This is a genomic window from Micromonospora sp. NBC_00821 (assembly GCF_036347035.1).
GTDB classification, from domain to species: domain Bacteria; phylum Actinomycetota; class Actinomycetes; order Mycobacteriales; family Micromonosporaceae; genus Micromonospora; species Micromonospora hortensis.
Genome location: NZ_CP108880.1, coordinates 3631646 through 3650675 on the forward strand (window position 1 = coordinate 3631646; position 19030 = coordinate 3650675).

At 72.1% G+C, this 19030-nt stretch carries 17 protein-coding genes and 1 riboswitch; of the genes, 11 read left to right on the top strand and 6 right to left on the bottom strand.

Going from position 1 to position 19030, the window contains the following annotated elements; translation table 11 throughout:
- Both OHB44_RS16655 and OHB44_RS16660 read left to right on the top strand, forming a co-directional pair.
- Nucleotides 1–969 (top strand): alpha-ketoacid dehydrogenase subunit beta, encoded by a 969-nt coding sequence (locus OHB44_RS16655; protein WP_238685765.1) that lies wholly within the window; start codon nucleotides 1–3, stop codon nucleotides 967–969.
- Complete coding sequence (locus OHB44_RS16660) at nucleotides 966–2324, top strand: hypothetical protein (protein ID WP_238685764.1); 1359 nt, start codon at nucleotides 966–968, stop codon at nucleotides 2322–2324. Before OHB44_RS16655 ends, OHB44_RS16660 begins: the two co-directional genes overlap by 4 nt.
- Before the next feature lie 81 nt (nucleotides 2325–2405).
- Here OHB44_RS16660 and OHB44_RS16665 read toward each other — a convergent pair whose 3' ends face one another.
- Both OHB44_RS16665 and OHB44_RS16670 read right to left on the bottom strand, forming a co-directional pair.
- A complete protein-coding gene (locus OHB44_RS16665) occupies nucleotides 2406–3098 on the bottom strand; it encodes an SGNH/GDSL hydrolase family protein (RefSeq protein ID WP_238685763.1) in 693 nt (230 codons plus the stop codon).
- 39 nt (nucleotides 3099–3137) lie between these two features.
- Nucleotides 3138–4076 (bottom strand): sialidase family protein, encoded by a 939-nt coding sequence (locus tag OHB44_RS16670; protein WP_330437479.1) that lies wholly within the window; start codon nucleotides 4074–4076, stop codon nucleotides 3138–3140.
- Nucleotides 4077–4297: 221 nt separating this feature from the next.
- Between OHB44_RS16670 and OHB44_RS16675 the strand changes: the two genes are divergently transcribed.
- Both OHB44_RS16675 and OHB44_RS16680 read left to right on the top strand, forming a co-directional pair.
- Nucleotides 4298–4873 carry a hypothetical protein gene (locus tag OHB44_RS16675; RefSeq protein ID WP_266302582.1) on the top strand — a complete coding sequence of 192 codons (576 nt, stop codon included), beginning with the start codon at nucleotides 4298–4300 and terminating at the stop codon, nucleotides 4871–4873.
- A gap of 493 nt (nucleotides 4874–5366) precedes the next feature.
- Nucleotides 5367–6347 carry a pentapeptide repeat-containing protein gene (locus OHB44_RS16680; RefSeq protein WP_330437480.1) on the top strand — a complete coding sequence of 327 codons (981 nt, stop codon included), beginning with the start codon at nucleotides 5367–5369 and terminating at the stop codon, nucleotides 6345–6347.
- Between the two features lie 26 nt (nucleotides 6348–6373).
- Here the strand turns inward: OHB44_RS16680 and OHB44_RS16685 are convergent, their stop codons facing one another.
- Complete coding sequence (locus OHB44_RS16685) at nucleotides 6374–7597, bottom strand: MFS transporter (RefSeq protein ID WP_266302580.1); 1224 nt, start codon at nucleotides 7595–7597, stop codon at nucleotides 6374–6376.
- The gene (locus tag OHB44_RS16690) at nucleotides 7594–9159 is read right to left on the bottom strand and encodes an AMP-binding protein (protein WP_330437481.1); all 1566 of its coding nucleotides are present in this window, start codon (nucleotides 9157–9159) and stop codon (nucleotides 7594–7596) included. Before OHB44_RS16690 ends, OHB44_RS16685 begins: the two co-directional genes overlap by 4 nt.
- Nucleotides 9160–9472: 313 nt before the next feature.
- On the opposite strand from OHB44_RS16690, the gene OHB44_RS16695 reads away from it, so the two are divergent.
- The 6 genes from OHB44_RS16695 (at nucleotide 9473) to OHB44_RS16720 (ending at nucleotide 15789) form a co-directional block, all read left to right on the top strand.
- Complete coding sequence (locus OHB44_RS16695) at nucleotides 9473–10750, top strand: SGNH/GDSL hydrolase family protein (RefSeq protein ID WP_330441241.1); 1278 nt, start codon at nucleotides 9473–9475, stop codon at nucleotides 10748–10750.
- Between the two features lie 68 nt (nucleotides 10751–10818).
- Nucleotides 10819–12030 carry a cytochrome P450 gene (locus OHB44_RS16700; protein ID WP_266302578.1) on the top strand — a complete coding sequence of 404 codons (1212 nt, stop codon included), beginning with the start codon at nucleotides 10819–10821 and terminating at the stop codon, nucleotides 12028–12030.
- Nucleotides 12031–12037: 7 nt separating this feature from the next.
- Nucleotides 12038–13027: an alpha/beta hydrolase gene (locus OHB44_RS16705; RefSeq protein ID WP_238685756.1), complete on the top strand. Its 990-nt coding sequence runs from the start codon at nucleotides 12038–12040 to the stop codon at nucleotides 13025–13027.
- Nucleotides 13020–14123, top strand: coding sequence for an alpha-hydroxy acid oxidase (locus tag OHB44_RS16710; protein ID WP_238685974.1), 1104 nt, complete (start codon nucleotides 13020–13022; stop codon nucleotides 14121–14123). Before OHB44_RS16705 ends, OHB44_RS16710 begins: the two co-directional genes overlap by 8 nt.
- A 3-nt stretch (nucleotides 14124–14126) precedes the next feature.
- Entirely contained in the window at nucleotides 14127–15461 is a 1335-nt protein-coding gene (locus OHB44_RS16715; RefSeq protein ID WP_330437482.1) for an aminotransferase-like domain-containing protein, read from the top strand.
- Between the two features lie 67 nt (nucleotides 15462–15528).
- Nucleotides 15529–15789: a hypothetical protein gene (locus OHB44_RS16720; RefSeq protein ID WP_238685973.1), complete on the top strand. Its 261-nt coding sequence runs from the start codon at nucleotides 15529–15531 to the stop codon at nucleotides 15787–15789.
- Between the two features lie 105 nt (nucleotides 15790–15894).
- Here OHB44_RS16720 and OHB44_RS16725 read toward each other — a convergent pair whose 3' ends face one another.
- On the bottom strand, nucleotides 15895–17331 hold the full coding sequence (locus OHB44_RS16725; protein ID WP_238685754.1) for a glycine hydroxymethyltransferase: 1437 nt from the start codon (nucleotides 17329–17331) through the stop codon (nucleotides 15895–15897).
- Between the two features lie 19 nt (nucleotides 17332–17350).
- Nucleotides 17351–17440: riboswitch (ZMP/ZTP riboswitch) on the bottom strand.
- A 149-nt stretch (nucleotides 17441–17589) separates the two neighbouring features.
- On the opposite strand from OHB44_RS16725, the gene OHB44_RS16730 reads away from it, so the two are divergent.
- Complete coding sequence (locus OHB44_RS16730; protein ID WP_330437483.1) at nucleotides 17590–18396, top strand: SDR family NAD(P)-dependent oxidoreductase; 807 nt, start codon at nucleotides 17590–17592, stop codon at nucleotides 18394–18396.
- Nucleotides 18397–18456: 60 nt separating this feature from the next.
- On the opposite strand, the gene OHB44_RS16735 is transcribed toward OHB44_RS16730, so the two are convergent.
- Nucleotides 18457–18957: a hemerythrin domain-containing protein gene (locus OHB44_RS16735; protein WP_238685752.1), complete on the bottom strand. Its 501-nt coding sequence runs from the start codon at nucleotides 18955–18957 to the stop codon at nucleotides 18457–18459.
- Between the last annotated feature and the right edge of the window lie 73 nt (nucleotides 18958–19030).

Here is a 19030-nt window from a genome sequence, read left to right on the forward strand (position 1 = left end):
GTGCCCCGACTGTCGTACCGCCGGGCGCTCACCCGGGCCCTCGCCGACGAGTTGGCCCGCGACGAGGCGGTGTTCCTGCTCGGCGAGGACGTCCAGGTCGGGGCGTCGCTGGTGACCACCGGGCTGGCCAAACGGTTCGGGACCGAACGGGTCCGTGACACCCCCCTGTCGGAGCAGGCGTTCACCAGCTTCGCCACCGGGGCGGCGCTGGCCGGGTTGCGGCCGGTGATCGAGTTCCAGATCCCGTCGCTGCTGTTCCTGGTCTTCGAGCAGATCGTCAACCACGCGCACAAGTTCCCGCTGATGACCGGCGGCCAGTGCAGTGTCCCCGTCACCTACCTGGTGCCCGGCTCCGGCTCGCGTACCGGGTGGGCCGGGCAGCACTCCGACCACCCGTACAGCCTCTTCGCCCACGTCGGCGTTGTCACTGTCGTGCCGGCCACCCCGGCCGACGCGTACGGGCTGCTGGTCACCGCGATCCGCCACGACGACCCGGTGGTGGTATTCGCGCCGGCTGGCGCGATGGACGTGCGTGACGACGTCGACGACCTGGCGCCGGTGCCGCTGGGCCGGGGCCGGATCCACCGCTTCGGTGACGACGTGACAGTGGTCGCGATCGGGCACCTGGTGCACGACGCGCTCGCCGTCGCCGAGGAGTTGGCCGACCAGGTCTCGGTGGAGGTGTTCGATCCGCGCACCCTGTACCCGTTCGACATCGACGGTCTCATCGAGTCGGTTGCCCGCACCGGACGCCTCGTGGTGCTCGACGACGGCAACCGTGCCTGCGGAATGGCCGCCGAGATCATCGCGAGCGTGGTGGAGCGGGTCCGGCTGCTCGCCCCGCCGCGCCGGGTCACCCGCCCGGACGGGGCGGTGCTGCCGTTCGCCCCGGCACTGGACCGGGCCGTCCAACCCGGCCGGGACCAGCTCGCCACCGCCATCCACCTGACACTGAAGGACGGATCATGATCGACCCGAACTATCCGTGGCCGGCTGCCGACCGGGCCTGGGCCGACCTTCCGGAGCCGGCCCGTCGGGCCATGGTGGCCAGTGGGGCGGCGGCCTGGGAGCAGGTCTTCCACGGCCGGGCCACCTACAACAAGCAGTGGCGGTTGGCCCGACCCCCGGTGCTCACCGCCGACGCCTGGCAGGAACTCAACGGGGTCTGCGACCGGCTCGCCCAGCTCATCCTCGACGCCTGCCGTCGGAGGGCCGACAGCGCCGGTGACCTGCGCCGGCTGCTCGGCGTACCGGCGGGGGAGACCCGGCTGCTGGACGAGGCCGAGCCGCTGACCGAGGCGCTGCTGGCCGCGTACCGCCCGGACGTGATCTTCTCCGCCGGGGTGCCGAAGTTCGTCGAGTACAACATCGACAGCAGCCTCGGCGGCGGGTTCGACGCCGACACCGTCATCCAGCGGTACGAGGGCCTCTATCGGGAGCACGGCATCCTCGACGGCCTGCCGGTGCGGGCCGCGCCGTCGCTGTTGGACCAGCGGTTCGTGGCGATCCGTGAGGAGCTGCGACTGCCCGACGGCGCCCGGGTGGCGCTGCTGATGGACTTCGACGGCGACTATCCGGGCCTCGACGACCCGCAGACGTTCATTCGGATCCTCGACCCCCTCGCCGTACGGGCCCGCGACTTCGGCATCGATCTGGTCATCGCCCCGGTCGCCACGGCCGCAGTGGACGCCGACAACCGCCTGGTCGTCGACGGCGCGCCGGTCGACGCGTTGTTCCGGTTGTTCGTGCCCAACCGGGTCACCCCGACCGCCGGCCTGGACGCGGTGACCGTGGCCCTCGCCGCCGGCACCCTACCGATGTTCGTGTCGGCGGCGGCCTGGCTGCTGGGCAACAAGACCACGTTCGCCTGGCTGTGGGAGGACGTGGACGGGCTGCCCGCCGACGACCAGACACTGATCCGCCGGCACGTGCCGTACACGGTGCCGTTGACCGCGGCGGTGCTCGACCGGGCCATCGCCGAGCAGGCCGCGCTGGTGGCGAAGCCGGCCGACGGTTCGGCCGGGCATGGTGTCCTGCTCGGCCCGGAGTTGAGCGCGGCGGACTGGGCCGACGGTGTGCGGGCCGCCGTCGACCAGGGCGGCGCCATCCTCCAGGAGTACCTGCCGACCGACCGGGTGTCGATGGACTTCGTCCAGATCGAGACGGGTGAGACGGTCACCGCCGACGTCCCGTACTCCCTGGCCCCATACCTGTTCGGTCGGCGCGCCTCTGGTGGCCTGGCGAGGGTCGGCTACCCCGGCTGCGACGGCATCCTCAACCTGGCCCACGGCGTCCTCCTCACCGGAATCCTCCTCACCGACTGACCGCGCCCCGGCCCGCCTGGCCATCGTTGACCATGAACTTATTGCCACGACACGCCGCCACGGAGGGCAACAACTTCATGATCAACGGCGTCGGTCGCGAAGGGGACGGTGGCCGGAGAGGGTGCGGAGGGTTTGGGCTGTCGCTATGGCGTCGCTGCGGGCGCTGCCGTGGCGGCCGTCGGTGCTGTAGAGGGTGGGGTCGGCCGTCAGAGGATGGTCGGTCAGGTGGACGTGGATCGTCCTCAGGCGTTCGGCGAGGGTGGCCGTGTGGGCGGACAGGCGGCGCATTCGCTCGCCCAGACCGCGCCGGAGGTGCTCGGGCACCGCCGGGCTGTGCGAGACGTCGAACATGCCCACCGTGATCACGTCGGCGCCAACGTCGCGCAGCGCGGTGATCATCGCGGTCAGCTCGGCGTCCACCGCCTCCGCGTCGTACGCCGGGTGAAAGGCGTTGTTGCCGCCGCAGACGACCAGCGCCAGGTCCGGTGCGAAGGCCAGCGCCGGGGCGAGCTGGGTGGCCCGCACCTGGTGCGCGCGCAGCCCGCGTCGACCCAGATTCCGGTACGCCAGCTCGGGGCTCACGGCCGTCAACTCGGCGGCGACCCGGTCGACCCACTGCACGTCCGGGTAGCCCGGTGTCGGCTCACACATGCCCTCCACGACGCTGTCACCGAGCGCCACGAACCGCCGCCACTGGTGCCCGTGCAGCAGTTCGGCGGCCTCCCCGGGGCGCAGACAGTACGGGTCAGTCGATTCGGTGGGCGTCGATGGCATGCCGGCACGCTAGCCGACCGCCGGGCTGCCCGGCCAGGCTCAGCCGGTCAGGCTGACCTCGGCCAGGTAGACACAGGTCCGCCCCTCGTGCAACGAGTAGTAACTCACCCACAGCAGGTCGTCGTGCCAGACCAGGCCGGGGTAGCTGGTGTCACCGCCGGACGGCAACGCGACCAGCTCGGTCAGCTCGCCCCGGCCCGGGTCGACGACGCAGATCGCGGTGCGGATCTCACCGTCGTGCAGGCGCACCCCGGCCAGCAGCAGCCCGTCGGGCAGTCGGAGCAGCGTCGGCCCGCCCACCTGGACACCCAGATCCGTCCAGGTCCAGTCCCGGTACGGCGGCACGGCCCGGCCGAGTTGTGCGGTCGCGCTGCCCGCGTCCCGCCGCAGTAGGCAGAGGGCGGTGCCGTCCGGCGTGAAGACCAGACCGGACTCGTTGGGGTACCCGTCCTCGAACAGCGTCGGCACCCAGGGACGCAGGTCAACGCCGTCCGTGCTGCGGTAGAGCCGGGCGAACCTCGGCTCCCGGGTGGCATAGCCGACGCCGTACATCGCGTCGTCGTGCCAGGCCGCCCGCCACACCCAGACGCCCGGATCGCCCACCGGGGTCGGATCGCCCCAGGTGTGCCCGTCGGTGGAGAGCCAGGTCACCGTCTGGAACGTCGTGGTGACCGTGCCGGTGGCGGCCGCCGCCAGCAGTTGCAGCCGCCCGTCGGGTCGCGTCACGAAGCGCGGATCACGCAGGTCGGCGCCGGCCTGCGCGATGACCGTCGCGGAGGTCCAGGCCCGGCCGTCGGTCGACGTCAGCACCCGGATCACGCCGTCGTCGCTGAGGTGGGTGCGGGCCTCCCGGAAGGCGCAGAACCAACGTCCGGCGTACCGGACGAGGTCGGTGAACGCGCTGTGCGGCGCGCTGTCGCCGATCCGGCGTACGGCGGTGACCTCGGCGGTGCGGCGGCGGGTGGGTGACGACGTCATGCGCGGCGGCCTCCAGGTGCGGTGACGACGACCGACGCTAGCCGTCCCCGGCCGACGCCCGCGCGGCCAGCAGCCGAACGTCCGACGAACAACGCGCGGACGCTGTCGGATAGGCGTCGTGGACGACGCGGCGTCGGCGCGCTGGTGTCGGCTGTTGGCACCCACCGCCCACCATGGGCGGTGGGCCGACCGTGGAATCCATCGGCGACGGAGGTGACCGCATGCTCGGTTCGTTCCTTCAGGCCCTCGCGTCGAAACTGGTCGAGGAGATCCTCAAGCTTCTCGTTCAGTGGCTGGCCCCGAAGGCGTTGCGGTCGGTGCCGCACCGCGCCTCGCCGAACTGCCCACGCTGCGGCGGGTACGGGGTCCGCCGCTGGGCGCCCGGCGGCATGTGGATGTTCCTGCCGTCCCTGCTGGCCTTCGCCTGGGGTTTCGGGTTCACACTGCTCGGCGTGCCGGTGGTCGTGCTCACCGTGGTCGCCGCGCTGGTCTCCGACGGCGTCGGTGGAGTGCCGGCCGCGCTGCTCGCGCCACTCGGCCTGTTGGTCCCCGCCGCGCTGATGGTCGCGGGCGCGTTCGGCCTGGCCCACTACCACAGCTACCCACCGAAGTGGTGCGTCCGCTGCCACGGCCGGTGGCCACGCCGGGAGCGGGACGAATACCTACGGGCGTCGGCCCCGGTGGTGACCTGCGGCTGCGGTCAGCGGCTCCGGGTGCCCCGCACGGCAGCCGGGACGCGACTGCGCTGCCCGCGCTGCCGTACCGAACACGCCACCCCGGCTGCCGCCGGCCGCTGACGGCCCGGGGCCTCTACGGGTTCAGCGCGCCACCTGTGCTCGGCGAGGAGTTCGCCGAGCACCCGCCCGGCCCACTCGGCCGTGGCCGGGTCCTCATCGTCCAGGGTGATCAGGGCCTTCCACAGGGCCCAGCCTCGTCCTCGGGCCCAGGTGGCGTCGTCGAGACCGAGCGCGGCGCGGAAGGCGGCGAGCGGTTTGCGCGGTGTCCGGAGGAGGGTGACAGCAGGGGTAGCGCAGGTCGGGTCAAATGGAGGTCGTGGCGACCATCCGCGCTCGACTAGCCGCCGTCCGCGCCGCCTGGCGTGCCGGTGCCCCCACCGCAGCCCCCGTTCGCCCAACCCGCGGTGGACGGCCTCGGCCAGCTACCGTCGCACCGCGCGCCCTGCACCCCCGCCGACCGTCGACAACCCGGCTGGAGTTGGCCCCGAGCGCCCCCCTGGAACTCAGACCGGACCCGTGGCAACGGTTGCTCGGCCTGGGGAGCATCCTGTCGGTGATCGTCCTCGCCGTCGGGCTGTACGTCACCAACGCCGCCAACCGTGCGCAACAGGAGGCCGACCGTGAGCAGCGACGCCTCACCGCGCAGGGGCAGATCACCGATCGTTTCACCGCGTCGATCGAACAGTTGGGGCAGCCCGGCGCCGAGAAGGTGGACGTGCGCCTGGGTGCCATCTACGCCCTGCGACGGATCATGCGCGATTCCGCGGCCGACCGTCCTGCCGTGGTGCAGATCCTGTCGGCGTTCGTCCGTGTCCACTCCACCGGCGGGGTGTCCGCTCCCACCCCGGCCCGCCGCGACAAGGCCGCGGGGGCGGCCGCCGTCGAGGACACCCTGGCACTGCCCCCGGTGGACATCCAGGCCGCTCTGGCCGCGCTGGGCGACAGTGACTCGATCGGCGGCCGGCCGGATCTGACCCGCGTCGACCTGTCCCGCACCGACCTGCGCCGGATGGACCTGGCCGGAATGGACCTGACTCTGGCGAATCTGGAAGGGGCGAACCTCTCCGACGCCGATCTGACCGACGCGGACCTGGCCGGCGCCAACCTGACCGACGTCGAACTGATCGGCACGGACGTGCGCGGCGCCAACCTCAGCGGGGTGGACCTGCAGCACGTGCAGATGGACCGGGCGCGACTGGACCACGCCACCCTCACCGGGTCGAGCCTGGTCGAGGCGAGCCTGCGTTCTGCCGTGCTGACCGACGCGGACCTGTCCAGTACCGACCTGACCGACGCGGACCTGACGGGCGCGGACCTGACGGGCGCGGACCTGTTCGGCGTCGACCTGCTCGGCGTCGATTTGACCGAGGCGAACGTCGAGCGGGCGAGACTGCTCTCGGATTGGAACATCCAGTGCGCTGTCGTGAACGGGCAGACGCGCCTGCCGCCCGGAGTGACCCGGCCGGCAGCCGACGCCGACCGCGACGACCCCGAGTGCCGGGCCCGTCGGGCAGAGCGGGCAGCGGTGCGGTAGGACCTCGCGAGGCAGGTCGGGGTCGGTCAGGGTGTGGTGACGGGGGTGGGCCGGGCCGGTGTCTCCGGGCCGGAGGCCCTGCTCAGCAGCGGGTACGCGGTGACCACCAGGCACGCCGCCGCCATGATCAGGAGGGCCGGGGTGAGTCCCAGCGCGTCCACCGACCAGCCGCCGAGCAGCGCGCCGACCGGCAACCCGACGAACGCCAACGAACCGGCGATGCCGATCACCCGGGTCTGCAACTCCGGCGGCACCCGCTCGTAGAGCGCCACCCCGAGCAGCGGGTTGACCGCCGCGATGCCGATTCCGGACAGGAACGTCACCACGAGCACCACAGGCAGTTCGTCGCTGATCGCCAGCGCCACCAGCCGGGGCGTGCCGGCGACCAGCGCGCCGACCAGGAACGTCAGCCGCCGGGGAAGCCGGGGCCCGAGCGCTGTGAACACCAGGTTGCCCAGCAGCGCACCCGCCGAGAACGCGGCCAGCACCAGGCCGAGACCGCTCGGGCCGGGCAGTTCCCGGGCGACCCAGACCGGGATGTAGACGGCCACGCTGGCGTTGGCCACCATGTTCAGGGCCGAGATGACGGCGAGCATGCCGAGCAGCGGCCGGTCCCGGCCCAGGTAACTGAAGCCACCCCGCAGGGCGCGCAGGTAACTCTCCGGTTGGGCGGGTTGCGTCGGGACGGCCGGCGGGCGGACCAGGAGACCGATGAGCAGCGCGCAGACCCCGAAGCTGGCCGCGTCGATGAGGATCGCCTCGGTCACCCCGAAGACGGCGATCAGCAGACCGCCCACTGCGGCGCCGAACAGTGTCACCACGCGGCTGAGCCCGTCGTACGCGGAGGTCAGCCGGATCAGCGGCACTCCGGCGGCCTCCGCGACCGGGCGGAACATCACGTGCTTCACCCGGTCCCCGATGCCCCGCAGCGCGCCGGCCACCGCGACGAGCGCCACCAGCGGGACGAAGCCCAACCACGGGGTCAGCGCCACGACGACCATCACCACCGCGCTGCCCGCGTCGCAGAGGATCGAGGTACGGCGCAGGCCGATCCGGTCCGCCCACGGCGTGCCCAACGCGCTGGACAGCAGGTACGGCAGGGTCTCGGCGAACGCGACAAGGCCCATCTTGGTGGGGCTGCCGGTGGTGACCAGCACCAGCCACGGAATGGTCACCACCGAGATGCGGGTGCCCAGGTTGGAGATCAGGTCGGCGCTGACCAGGACGACCAGTTGCCGGCGGGGGGTCACGCCCCGACCGCCGCCGCCCGACGGGCCGCGTACCGCGTGCGCAGCGCCCGCTTGTCCACCTTCATCGACCGGTTCACCGGAAGCCGGTCGAGGAACTCCACAGCGGCCGGCGCCCACATCTCGTTGAGTTCGGCGGTCACCAGGTCGATCAGTTCCGCCCCGGTGACCGTCGCGCCCGGCCCGAGCACCACGTACGCGTACGGCACCTCGCCGACCGTCTCGTCCGGCACGCCGATCACGGCGGCGGCCCGTACCTGGGGGTGCCCGACCAGCACGTCCTCGATGGGACGGCAAAAGATCGCCCAGTTCCGGCGATGCGTGACGATCATGTCGTGCGCCCGGTCGACGAGGTAGAGGTAGCCGTCGTCGTCGAGGTGGCCGATGTCGCGGGTACGCACCCACCCGTCGACGAGCGTCTGCGCGGTCAGCTCGGGCTGACCGTGGTAGCCGGCGAAGCTCAGTCGGGTCCGCACCCACACCTCGCCGTCGCGGCCGGTCGGCAGCACCGCGCCGTCGTCGTCGCGGATCTCGATGTGGACGTCGCCGTAGGGCCGCCCGCAGGAGCGCAACCGCTCCGGGTGCTCCGGATCGTCGGTCAGCCCGGGCAGCGCGGTGATCACGACCGCCTCGCTGAGGCCGTACACGATGCGCAGCACCGGGCCGAACCGCGCGATGGCCTGGCGCAGCCTGGCGGGCGCGGCGGGCCCCGCTCCCACGTTGAACATGAACATGGCGGAGAAGTCCGCGCCGACCAGCGCCGGGTGGTCCAACACCTCGTAGAGCATCGGCGGGGTGACGAAGGTGGAGTTGATCCGCTCCCGTTGCACGGTGTCCACGAAGGCCACCGGGTCCCAGTCGTCACGCAGGAACAGCACCCCGCCGGTGAACAGGTTGAACAGGGTGGTGATCTGCCCGCTGGCCAGCCACATCGGCGAGTGCGACAGGTGCCGCAGCAACGGGAACCCGGCGGCGCGGAAGTCGGCGGCCAGGGTGAGGATCTGGGCGTAGAAGCTCTCCCGGTGGTGCACCAGCTTGGGGCTGCCGGTGGTGCCGCTGGTCTGCAGGAACGACTCGGGCGCCGGCACGGACGCCGGCAGCTCCGCCACGTCGGCGTCACTGTCGGCGGTGAGGTCGGGGCCGGCGCCGCCCGCGCCCAGACAGCAGACCGGTGTGCCGGGCAGCGCGGCGGCCAGACCCGGGCCCAGACTGGCCCGGTCCCGGGCGTCGTAGACCAGGGCGTCCGGGCGGGCCAGGCGGATGAATTCGTCGACCTCCCGGCGCGCGGTCACCGGGGCGACCCACATCGTCCGGCAGCCGAGGAGGTGCAGGGCGAGTTGCAGCAGTGGACCCTCCACCGCGTTCGCGACGGTCACCAGCACCGCCGACCCGGGCCGTACGCCGTGCCGGGTCAACGTCGCGGCCATCGCCCGGACCCGCGCGGCGGCCTCGGTGTAGGTGAGTCGCCGATCGGCGCCGACCAACGCCTCCCGATCGCCGAATTCGGCGAAGAGGTCCAACACCCTGTGCACGTAGCTAGTGGTGTGCCCGGGTCCGTCAGTCATCCGGCAGCCCCCATCCGAGAAAGCGGCGGTCCCCGGGCAGCTCCCGGTGACGACGCGACGGTGGCGCGCTCGGGCGACCGCACCGCCGCCGCCTGGAAGCCTAGGCGGGAAACGGCTGGTCGGAACCGTGCCGACGGGCGGTCCGAGCGGCCCGCCGGACATTTGATCGCGTCGATCAGGTTGATTGACGCCCGTCAGCGGCGGCGGCTAGGTTTCTGGACCATCGTCCAGGCGGGCGCCGTCAGCGGACGGCCCTGGGCTGCCACACGATGGAGGTTCCATGGCAACGGCAACCCCGAAGAGATGGCCTGTCATCGCCGCCGCGGCCGCGCTGTTGGTCGCCGGCGCACCTGCCGTCGTCGCCAGCGCCGGCCCGTCCGGCACCGCCGCCAGCCGACCCGACCGCGCCGAGTGGGCGGGCAGTTGGGCCACCGCTGTCACCCGGGGCAACTCGGTCGGGTTGACCAACACCGGCCTCAACAACCAGAGCGTCCGGATGATCGTGCACGTCTCAGTGGGCGGCCCGGCGCTGCGGGTCCGCCTGAGCAACCTCTACGGCGAGCAGGCGGTCTCTGTCGGTCGCGCCACAGTCGCCCGGCCGAACACCGCGACCCCCGACGACCTCTCCGACATCGACGCCGCCTCGGTACGCCCGCTGACCTTCACCGGTGCCACCACGGCGACCATGAACCGGGGCGCCGAGCTGCTCAGCGACCCGTTGGCCTTCCCGGTCGCGGACGACAGCGACCTCGTGGTCACAGTGCACTTCCCGACGCCGACCGGCCCGACCACGTTCCACGGGCAGTCCCAGCAGGCCAACTTCATCGGCGCCGGGGATCTGACCGGGGTGGCCGAGGGCACGGGGTTCACCACCCGTCCCACCTGCTGCTGGTTCTTCCTCTCCGGGGTCGACGTGCAGCGCAAGGGCAGCCCTGGCGCGCTGGTGGTGCTCAGCGACTCCGTCGGTGACGGCAACGGCAGCACCGTCAACGCCAACCGGCGCTGGCCCGACCTGCTCTCCGACCGGCTGCTCGCCGACCGGCCCGACAAGCGCACCCCCGGCGTGCTCAACCTGAGCCTGGCCGGAAACCGGCTCAACCACGAGGGCACCGAGCCGGGCGACGGCAACTACCCGGGCTACTACCAGCTCGGCCCGAACGCGGCGGCCCGGCTCAACGAGGACGTGTTCGGCCAGACCGGGGTGCGTACCGTCGTCACCCACCTGGGCATCAACGACATCTGGATGTCGAACGACTCACCCGAGGCGATCATCGGCACGCTGCGGCAGATCAACCAGCAGCTCCAGCAGCGCGGGCTGACCAGTCTGGTGGCCACGCTGACGCCGTACGAGGGGCACGGCGCGCCGGGCGTGTGGACGCCGCAGAAGGAGGCCACCCGCCAGGCGGTGAACGCGTACCTGCGCGGCAGTCGGGAGTTCGACGGGCTGCTCGACTTCGACCGGGTGCTGCGCGACCCGGCACGGCCCAGCCAACTGCTGCCCGCGTACGACTCGGGGGACCACATCCACCCGAACGACGCCGGCAACCAGGCACTGGCGAACGCCGTGCCGCTGCGGCTGCTCGACCTGTGACACGGGCCGGGGCGGCGGGTGATCCCCGCCGCCCCCGGTCACCGACATCGGCGGGGGAGGAGTTGGCAGTGGACGTGGACGAGATACTCACCGGCCTGTACAGCGAGGAGGGCAGACAGGACCCGTACCCGTGGTACGCGGACCTGCACCGGCTCGGCCCGATCAGCGCGGTGCCGTCGCGCGCCGAGCACCGGACGGTGGCCGCCGTCGCTGTCGGCTACGACCTCGTCGACGGGTTGCTGCGCGATCCGGAGTGGACGAAACAGCCGCCGCCGGGCTGGGAGGCGCAGGAGATCCTGCGGACCTTCCAAACCTCGATGATGTTCGTCAACCCGCCCGATCACACTCGGATGCGGCACGTCTTCTCCCGTACCTTCACGCCGCGCCGGCTCGGCGCGCTGGAACCGGTGATCCTGCGGGTGGTCGACGAACTGCTGGACCGGATGGCGGACGCCGGGGAGGGCGTAGTCGACTTCGTGGCCGACTTCGCATACCCGATCCCGGCCCTGGTGATGGCCGAGTTCATCGGCATCCCGGCCGCCGAGTTGCAGTGGTACCGCGAGCGGGTGGAGTGGATCGACGAGTTCCTGGACGTGGCGGGGAAGACCCCGCAGCGGCTCGCCGCTGCCAACACCGCCGCGCGGGAGTTGCGGGCCTTCTACCGGGAGCTGCTCGGGCACCGCCGCCGGGTGCCCGGGGACGACCTGCTCAGCGCGTTGGTCGAGGCGCTCGACTCCGGGGAGGTGGAGCTGACCGAGGAGGAGCTGGTCAGCAACCTGATCGTGCTGTTCAACGCCAGCTTCGTCACCACCGTCTACATGTTCAGCAACGGGCTGCCGTTGCTGCTGGCCCACCCGGAGACCGTCGCGGCGCTGCCCACCGACGCCACGCTGGCGCAGGGTTGCGTCGACGAGGTGCTGCGGTTGGCGAGCCCTGTGCACTTCCTGGCCCGCGCCGCGCCGGCCGACACCGTGCTGCACGGCGTGCCGGTCGCCACTGACGACAACGTGCTCATCATGATCGGGGCCGCCAACCGCGACCCGGCCCGCTTCCCGGCGCCGGACACCTTCGACCCGACCCGTTCCGGCCCCCCGCCGCTGGCCTTCGGGGTGGGCCCGCACTTCTGCCTCGGCGCGGCGGTGTCGCGGTTGGAGGGCCGCCTCGCGCTGCCCCGGCTGTTCGCCCGGTTCCCCGCGCTGACGGTCACCGAGACGCCGACGTACAGCGGCAGCCTGTTTCTGCGCGGCATCGACACGTTGCTGGTCAGCACCGGTGGATAGGAGCGACATGGCAGTGCACCCGGAGGTGGCGGCCTACCGGGCGGCCCGTGCCGCGGCCGGCACCCCGCCGCTGTACGCACAGACCCTGTCCGAGGCGCGCGCCGCGGACCTGGCCGCGATCCGCGCCGGCAGCGGCGCGGTCGAGCCGGTGGCCGAGGTACGCGACGAGCGGATCCCCGGGCCCGCCGGTGAGCTGCGGCTGCGGGTGTACCGGCCGACGGGTTCGGGTCCGCTGCCCACAGTGCTGTACTTCTTCGGCGGCGGCTGGACGCTCGGCAGCATCGACACCGCCGACGGCATCTGCCGGCGCCTGGCCAACGCGGTGCCCTGTCAGGTGATCACCGTCGGCTACCGCCTCGCCCCGGAGCACCCCTTCCCGGCGGCGGTGCACGACTGCCACGCCGCCACCTCGTGGATCGCCAGGCACGCCGAGGAGCTGGGCGTGGACCCGACCCGGCTGGCGGTGGGGGGCGACAGTGCCGGCGGGAACCTGGCCGCCGCGGTCACCCTGCTCAGCCGTGGCGACGGGCCGCCGCTCGCCGCGCAGCTGCTGGTCTATCCGAACACCGACCAGAGCGGCGAACCGGCCGGGGACGACGACCCGGCGCTGTTCAACAGCCGTTCGGTCGCCTGGTACCGGAGGCTCTACCTGGCCGACCCGGCGCACGCCAAGAATCCGCTGGCCTCGCCGCTGCTCTCCGACGACCTGTCCGGGTTGCCGCCGGCGCTGGTGATCACCGCCGAACTGGATCCCCTGTGCGGCGAGGGACAGCGGTACGCCGAGCGGTTGCGCGACGCCGGTGTGTCCACCCGGTTGGAGCACTACCCGGGCATGATCCACGGATTCTTCGCCATGCCGGGCACCTTCACCGACGGGCGGCGCGCGCAGGAAAGCGCCGCGGCCTTCCTCCGCGAGCGCTTCGGGCTCCCGGCCAGGCCGAGCGGGGTGCGTGAGCCGGCCGAGCCGGATGCCGCGACGGGCCCGGGCGATGGGTGAGCGGGTGTTGGCCGACCTGCCGGCCGTGGCGCTCGCCGACTACGCCGAGCGCGCCCGGGCCGTGCTGCCGCCGGACGTGTGGGACTACCTGGCCGGCGGCAGCGCGTCGGAGGTGACCCTCGCCGCGAACCGTCGCGCGCTGGACCGGGTCGCGGTGCTGCCCCGGGTGCTGCGCGGGGTGGACACCGTCGACCTCGGCACCCACCTGCTCGGCCGTCGGTACGCCATGCCGGTCGGGGTGGCGCCGATGGCGTACCAGCGGTTGGTGCACCCGGACGGAGAGCTGGGTCTGGCGGCGGCGGCCGGCGCGGCCGGAATCCCGTACCTGGCCAGCACGCTGGGCAGCACCCCCATCGAACAGGTCACCGGGGCCGGCGCGGACGTCTGGTTCCAGCTCTACTGGCTGCGCGACCGGGCGCTCGTCCGCGACCTGCTGGACCGGGTCGTCGCGGCCGGGTGCCGGGCGCTGGTGGTCACGGTGGACGTCCCGGTGCTCGGCCGACGTCCCCGGGACCTGCGCAACGCGTTCCGGCTGCCGGCCGAGGTGGTCGCCGCGAACCTTCCCGACGGTCGCGACGCGCTGGCGCACTCCGGTGCCCCCGGGGTGTCCGCGATCGCCGCGCACACCGCCGCGTCGTTCGCGCCAGCGCTGCGCTGGGCCGACCTGGCGTGGCTGCGCGAGCAGGTCGACCTGCCGCTGGTGGTCAAGGGGCTGCTGGACCCGCGCGACGCGACCGAGGCGGTACGGGTCGGCGCGGACGCGGTGGTCGTCTCCAACCACGGCGGGCGGCAACTGGACGGCTCACCGGCGAGCGTCACCATGCTGCCGGAGGTTGTCGACGCGGTCGGGGACGACTGCCAGGTGCTGCTGGACAGCGGCATCCGGTGCGGCACCGACGTGCTGCGGGCGCTGGCGTTGGGCGCGGCCGGGGTGCTGGTCGGCCGGCCGCTGCTCTGGGCCCTCGCCGCCGGTGGCGAACCGGCCGCCCGGGACGCGTTGGGGCTGCTCGTCGCCGAGTTGACCGATGCGCTCACCCTGGCCGGCTGCGCCGACGTGGTGGCGGCCGGCGAGCTGCGCACCCTCGGGGTGGGCTGAGGGGTGAGCGCCCCCGAACCGGTCGACCTGACCGTCGCCGACCTGCACCCCGCGCTGGGCGATCCGGCGCTGACCTCGATGAACTTCCTCAACGAGGTGTCCGAGCGCTACCCGGCGGCGGTGTCCCTCGCGGCCGGACGGCCATACGAGGAGTTCTTCGACCTCGCGGCGGTGCACCGGCACCTGGACACCTTCCACCGGCACCTCGTCGACGACCTGGGGCACCGACCCGAGCAGGCCCGGCGGCTGCTGCTGCAGTACGGCCGGACCAAGGGCATCGTGCACCACCTGATCGCCCGCAACCTCGCGGTCGACGAGGGGATCACCGTCGACCCGGAGGACGTGGTGGTGACCGTCGGCTGCCAGGAGGCCATGTTCCTGGTGCTGCGGGCGTTGCGGGCCGGGCCGACCGATGTGCTGCTCGCTGTCGCCCCGACCTACGTCGGGCTGACCGGGGCGGCACGGCTGGTGGACCTGCCGGTGTGGCCGGTCGCCGGTGGGTCGGGCGGGGTCGACCTCGCCGACCTGGCCACCCAGGTGCACCGCGTCCGGGCGGCGGGGCTGCGTCCACGCGCCTGCTACCTCATGCCGGACTTCGCCAACCCCTCCGGGGTCAGCATCGACACCGCCGACCGGCAACGGCTGCTGGACCTGGCCGGGCAGGAGGATCTGCTGCTGCTGGAGGACAACCCGTACGGCCTGTTCCACAGCGACGACGGACCACGCCCGCCCACCCTGAAGGCGTTGGACACCGGCCGGCGGGTCGTCTACCTCGGCTCGTTCGCCAAGACCGTGCTCCCCGGCGCACGGGTGGGTTACGTCGTCGCCGACCAGCGGGTTGCCGGCCCGGACGGGCGGGTCGGCCCGCTCGCTGACCAACTCGCCATGATCAAGAGCATGGTCACCGTCAACACGTCGCCGATCGCGCAGGCGGTGATCGGCGGCCGGCTGCTGGAGCACGGATGCAGCCTGGTGGCCGCGAACACCCGGGAGCGGTCCGCGTACACACGGAATCTGCGCCACCTGGTGGCCGGGCTCACCCGGCGCTTTCCCGATCAGCCGGACCGGCCGGACCGACCCGCGGTGCGGTGGACGGTGCCGGCCGGCGGGTTCTTCGTGGTGGTGACAGTGCCGTTCCCGGTCGACGACGCGCTGCTGGACCGCTCGGGGCGCGACTACGGGGTGCTGTGGACGCCGATGGCGCACTTCTACGACGACAACGCGCCGGTCCACGCGTTGCGGTTGTCGGTCAGCGCTGTCACACCGGAACAGATCGACCTCGGGCTGGATCGGCTCGCGGCGCTGATCACCGACGAGGTGGCGCGCCGGGCGGGTTGACACACCGCGTTCATCGGATGGCAATGCGCGACGACCCGCGTGCCGCCGTCCTGGTTGGACGGTCATAATAAACCGCATGGTTGCCTGGGAGTACGCCCTGCTCGTCCGTCGCTATCAGGGACAGGGCCGCAATTTTCACGTCTCGTTCGTCTGGTACGCCCCGGACGGGTCACGCAAGGACATCACCGCCTACGGCGACACCGCCATCGCACACCTCAACCGCGCCGGCCGGGAGGGGTGGGAGCTGGTCTCCGCCGCCGAGGACGTCAACAACGTCCAGGGCAGCACCGAGGTCCACCGCTACCACCTGAAGCGCCCGATGGACTGAGGACTCCCCGCCCCCCGCGTCGATCATGGGATTGTGGTGGTGGACGACAGTCGTGCACCAACCCGGATCGGGCACCACAACTCCATGATCGACGCGGTCGAGGGGCTAGCTCAGGTCGATGCCGGGGTAGAGGGGGTACGTGGCCAGCAGATCGGTGGCCTGCCGGGCCACCTTGTCCGCCAGGCCGGCGTCCAGGTTGTACTTCGCCTTCGACGGGGTGCCGTCGGCGTTGGCGCCGGCGGTGGTCTGGGTCAGCACGGTGTGGATCAGCTCGGCGGTCTGGTCCATCTCGGCGGTGCCCAGGCCCCGAGTGGTCAGAGCCGGGGTGCCGATCCGGATGCCCGACGTGTACCAGGCGCCGTTCGGGTCCTGCGGGACCGAGTTGCGGTTGGTGACGATGCCCGAGTCGAGCAGGGCCTGCTCGGCCTGCCGGCCGGTCAGCCCGTAGCCGGACACGTCGATCAGCACCAGGTGGTTGTCGGTGCCGCCGGTGACCAGCGTGGCGCCCCGGCTCAGCAGCCCCTCGGCGAGCGCCTGCGCGTTGTCGACGATCCGCTGGGCGTAGTCGGCGAAGTCGGGCCGGCGGGCCTCGGCGAGCGCGACCGCCTTGGCCGCCATCACGTGCGGCAGCGGGCCGCCGAGCACCATCGGGCAGCCCCGGTCCACCTGGTCGGCCAACTCCGGCTGGCAGAGCACCATGCCGCCGCGCGGGCCGCGCAACGACTTGTGCGTGGTGGTCGTGACGATGTGCGCGTGCGGCACCGGGTCGAAGTCGCCGGTGAACACCTTGCCGGCCACCAGGCCCGCGAAGTGCGCCATGTCGACCATGAAGGTGGCGCCGACCGAGTCGGCGATCTCGCGCAGGATCCGGAAGTTCACCTTCCGGGGGTACGCCGAGTAGCCGCCCACCAGGATCAGCGGCTTGAACTCGCGGGCGGCCTCGGCCAGCCGGTCGTAGTCGATCAGGCCGGTCGCCGGGTCGGTGCCGTAGCTGCGCTGGTCGAACATCTTGCCGGAGATGTTCGGCCGGAAGCCGTGGGTGAGGTGGCCGCCGGCGTCCAGCGACATGCCGAGCATCCGCTGGTTGCCCAGTTCGCGGCGCAGCGCGAACCAGTCGGCCTCGGTGAGGTCGTTGACCTGGCGGACCTGGGCCTTCTTCAGGGCGGGAGATTCCACCCGGTCGGCCAGCACCGCCCAGAAGGCGACCAGGTTGGCGTCGATGCCCGAGTGCGGCTGCACGTACGCGTGCGCGGCGCCGAACAGCTCCCGGGCGTGCTCGGCGGCGAGCGCCTCGACGGTGTCGACGTTCTGGCAGCCGGCGTAGAAGCGGCGGCCGACGGTGCCCTCGGCGTACTTGTCGCTGAACCAGTTGCCCATGGCCAGCAGGGTCGCCGGGGAGGCGTAATTTTCGCTGGCGATCAGCTTGAGCGACTCCCGCTGGTCGGTCAGCTCGGCGCCGATGGCGTCGGCGACCCGCGGCTCGACAGCCCGGATCACCTCAAGGGCACTCCGGAATGCGGTGGATTCGGCGTTGCGGGACATGCGACCTCCAACAGACGTGCGGGAAGGCCCAGGCGCTCGGCAAACGTCCACGTGACGAGGCCGCTCCCCGATGGTTCTCCATCCCCACGCGCCAGTAACGGCCCGGAAGGATCCTACCGGGCCGGAACCGGCCGTTCGGGCCGCCCTCCGGGAGGCGACCCCGCCAACGTGATTGGGCGGTGCGTCGCGGGGCACACGGTAGGAGACCACCGCACCGTCACGGGTGCGGTCAGGGTTCGTACAGAAGGAGTCGAGAACATGACCACACCCACCTCCGACCGGCCGCTCGCCCTGGTGACCGGGGCCTCCAGCGGAATCGGGTACGAGCTCGCGGCGCAGTTCGTCGAGCACGGCTTCGACCTGGTGATCGCCGCCGAGGACGACGGCATCGAGGCGGCCGCGCAGAAGCTGCGCCGCGACGGGGGCCCGCAGATCTGGTCGGTCCGCGTCGACCTGGCCCGCGAGCAGGGCGTGACGGAACTCGTGGCCGCCGTCACCGCGACCGGACGGCCGCTGGACGCGCTGGCGCTCAACGCCGGTCGGGGCGCCGGTGGCGCCTTCGTCGGCGGCACGGACCTCGCCGACGAGCTGGAGATCGTCGACCTCAACGTGCGGTCGACGGTGCACCTGGCGAAGCGGCTGTTGCCCGGGATGGTCGAGCGGGGCACGGGCCGGGTCCTCTTCACCTCGTCGATCGCCTCCACCATGCCGGGGTCGTTCCAGGCGGTCTACAACGCGTCGAAGTCGTTCGTGCAGTCCTTCGCCGAGGCGCTGCGCAACGAGCTGAAGGACACCGGCGTCACGGTGACCTCGCTGATGCCCGGGCCGACCGACACGGAGTTCTTCGACCGGGCCGACATGGAGGACACCCGGGTGGGCTCGGGCAAGAAGGACGACCCGGCGAAGGTCGCCGAGCAGGGCTTCGAGGCGATGATGAGGGGTGATCAGACGATCACCGCCGGCTCGCTGATGAACAAGGTGCAGACGGCCGCCGGCAAGATCATTCCGGACAAGCTCAAGTCCGAGCAGCACCGCAGGATGGCCGAGCCGGGATCGGGCACCTGACCCGTGACGCACGACGAAGGGCCCGGCACGGTGCCGGGCCCTTCGGTGTGAGCGGGTGCCTCAGGCCGTCACCGCATCGAGCGCCTTCTTGATCGCCTTCGGCGCGGTGGGGGTCCGCGGCGCGTCCGCGCGCAAGGCGATCATCTTCTCGCCGATCTCCTGGAGCTGCTTGCGGCCCAGCGCGTCGCGGACCTTGGGGAACCACTCCTGCTCTTCCTCCTCGACGTGGTGGGTGACGTTCTCGATCAGCACCGTCGTCTTGGCGTTGAACCGCTCGTCGTCGGCGTCCATGCTGGCCAGCTCGGCGCAGAGCACATCGGCGACGTGGTGTTCCTCGTACGACTCGAGGATGTCGTCCTCGAGGTCGGGCAGCAACCGGCGAACCTCCGGATACATCACCTCGTTCTCCAGGTAGGTGTGCACGGTCAGTGCCTCCAGGATCTGGTCCACCAGCTTCTGCCGCTGGCTCGCCGGCCCCTCCTCGGCGTCCTGGAAGGCCTTGAACAGGCGGCGCATTTCCTTGTGGTCCTCTTTGAGCAGGACGATGGCATCGGTCGACACCGGTATGACCTCCCTGAAGAGTCTCGGCTGGTGGAGTTCCGGTACCCCGACGCCGATTGCGGAAACAGGTGAA

What these genes read in the sequence shown, in the direction of transcription:
- OHB44_RS16710 (WP_238685974.1), top strand. Translation starts at nt 13,020, where the DNA reads ATGGGTGAGCGGGTGTTGGCCGACCTGCCGGCCGTGGCGCTCGCCGAC.
- OHB44_RS16705 (WP_238685756.1), top strand. Translation starts at nt 12,038, where the DNA reads ATGGCAGTGCACCCGGAGGTGGCGGCCTACCGGGCGGCCCGTGCCGCG.
- OHB44_RS16690 (WP_330437481.1), bottom strand. Translation starts at nt 9,159, where the DNA reads ATGACTGACGGACCCGGGCACACCACTAGCTACGTGCACAGGGTGTTG.
- OHB44_RS16665 (WP_238685763.1), bottom strand. Translation starts at nt 3,098, where the DNA reads ATGCCATCGACGCCCACCGAATCGACTGACCCGTACTGTCTGCGCCCC.
- OHB44_RS16675 (WP_266302582.1), top strand. Translation starts at nt 4,298, where the DNA reads ATGCTCGGTTCGTTCCTTCAGGCCCTCGCGTCGAAACTGGTCGAGGAG.
- OHB44_RS16725 (WP_238685754.1), bottom strand. Translation starts at nt 17,331, where the DNA reads ATGTCCCGCAACGCCGAATCCACCGCATTCCGGAGTGCCCTTGAGGTG.
- OHB44_RS16660 (WP_238685764.1), top strand. Translation starts at nt 966, where the DNA reads ATGATCGACCCGAACTATCCGTGGCCGGCTGCCGACCGGGCCTGGGCC.
- OHB44_RS16670 (WP_330437479.1), bottom strand. Translation starts at nt 4,076, where the DNA reads ATGACGTCGTCACCCACCCGCCGCCGCACCGCCGAGGTCACCGCCGTA.
- OHB44_RS16730 (WP_330437483.1), top strand. Translation starts at nt 17,590, where the DNA reads ATGACCACACCCACCTCCGACCGGCCGCTCGCCCTGGTGACCGGGGCC.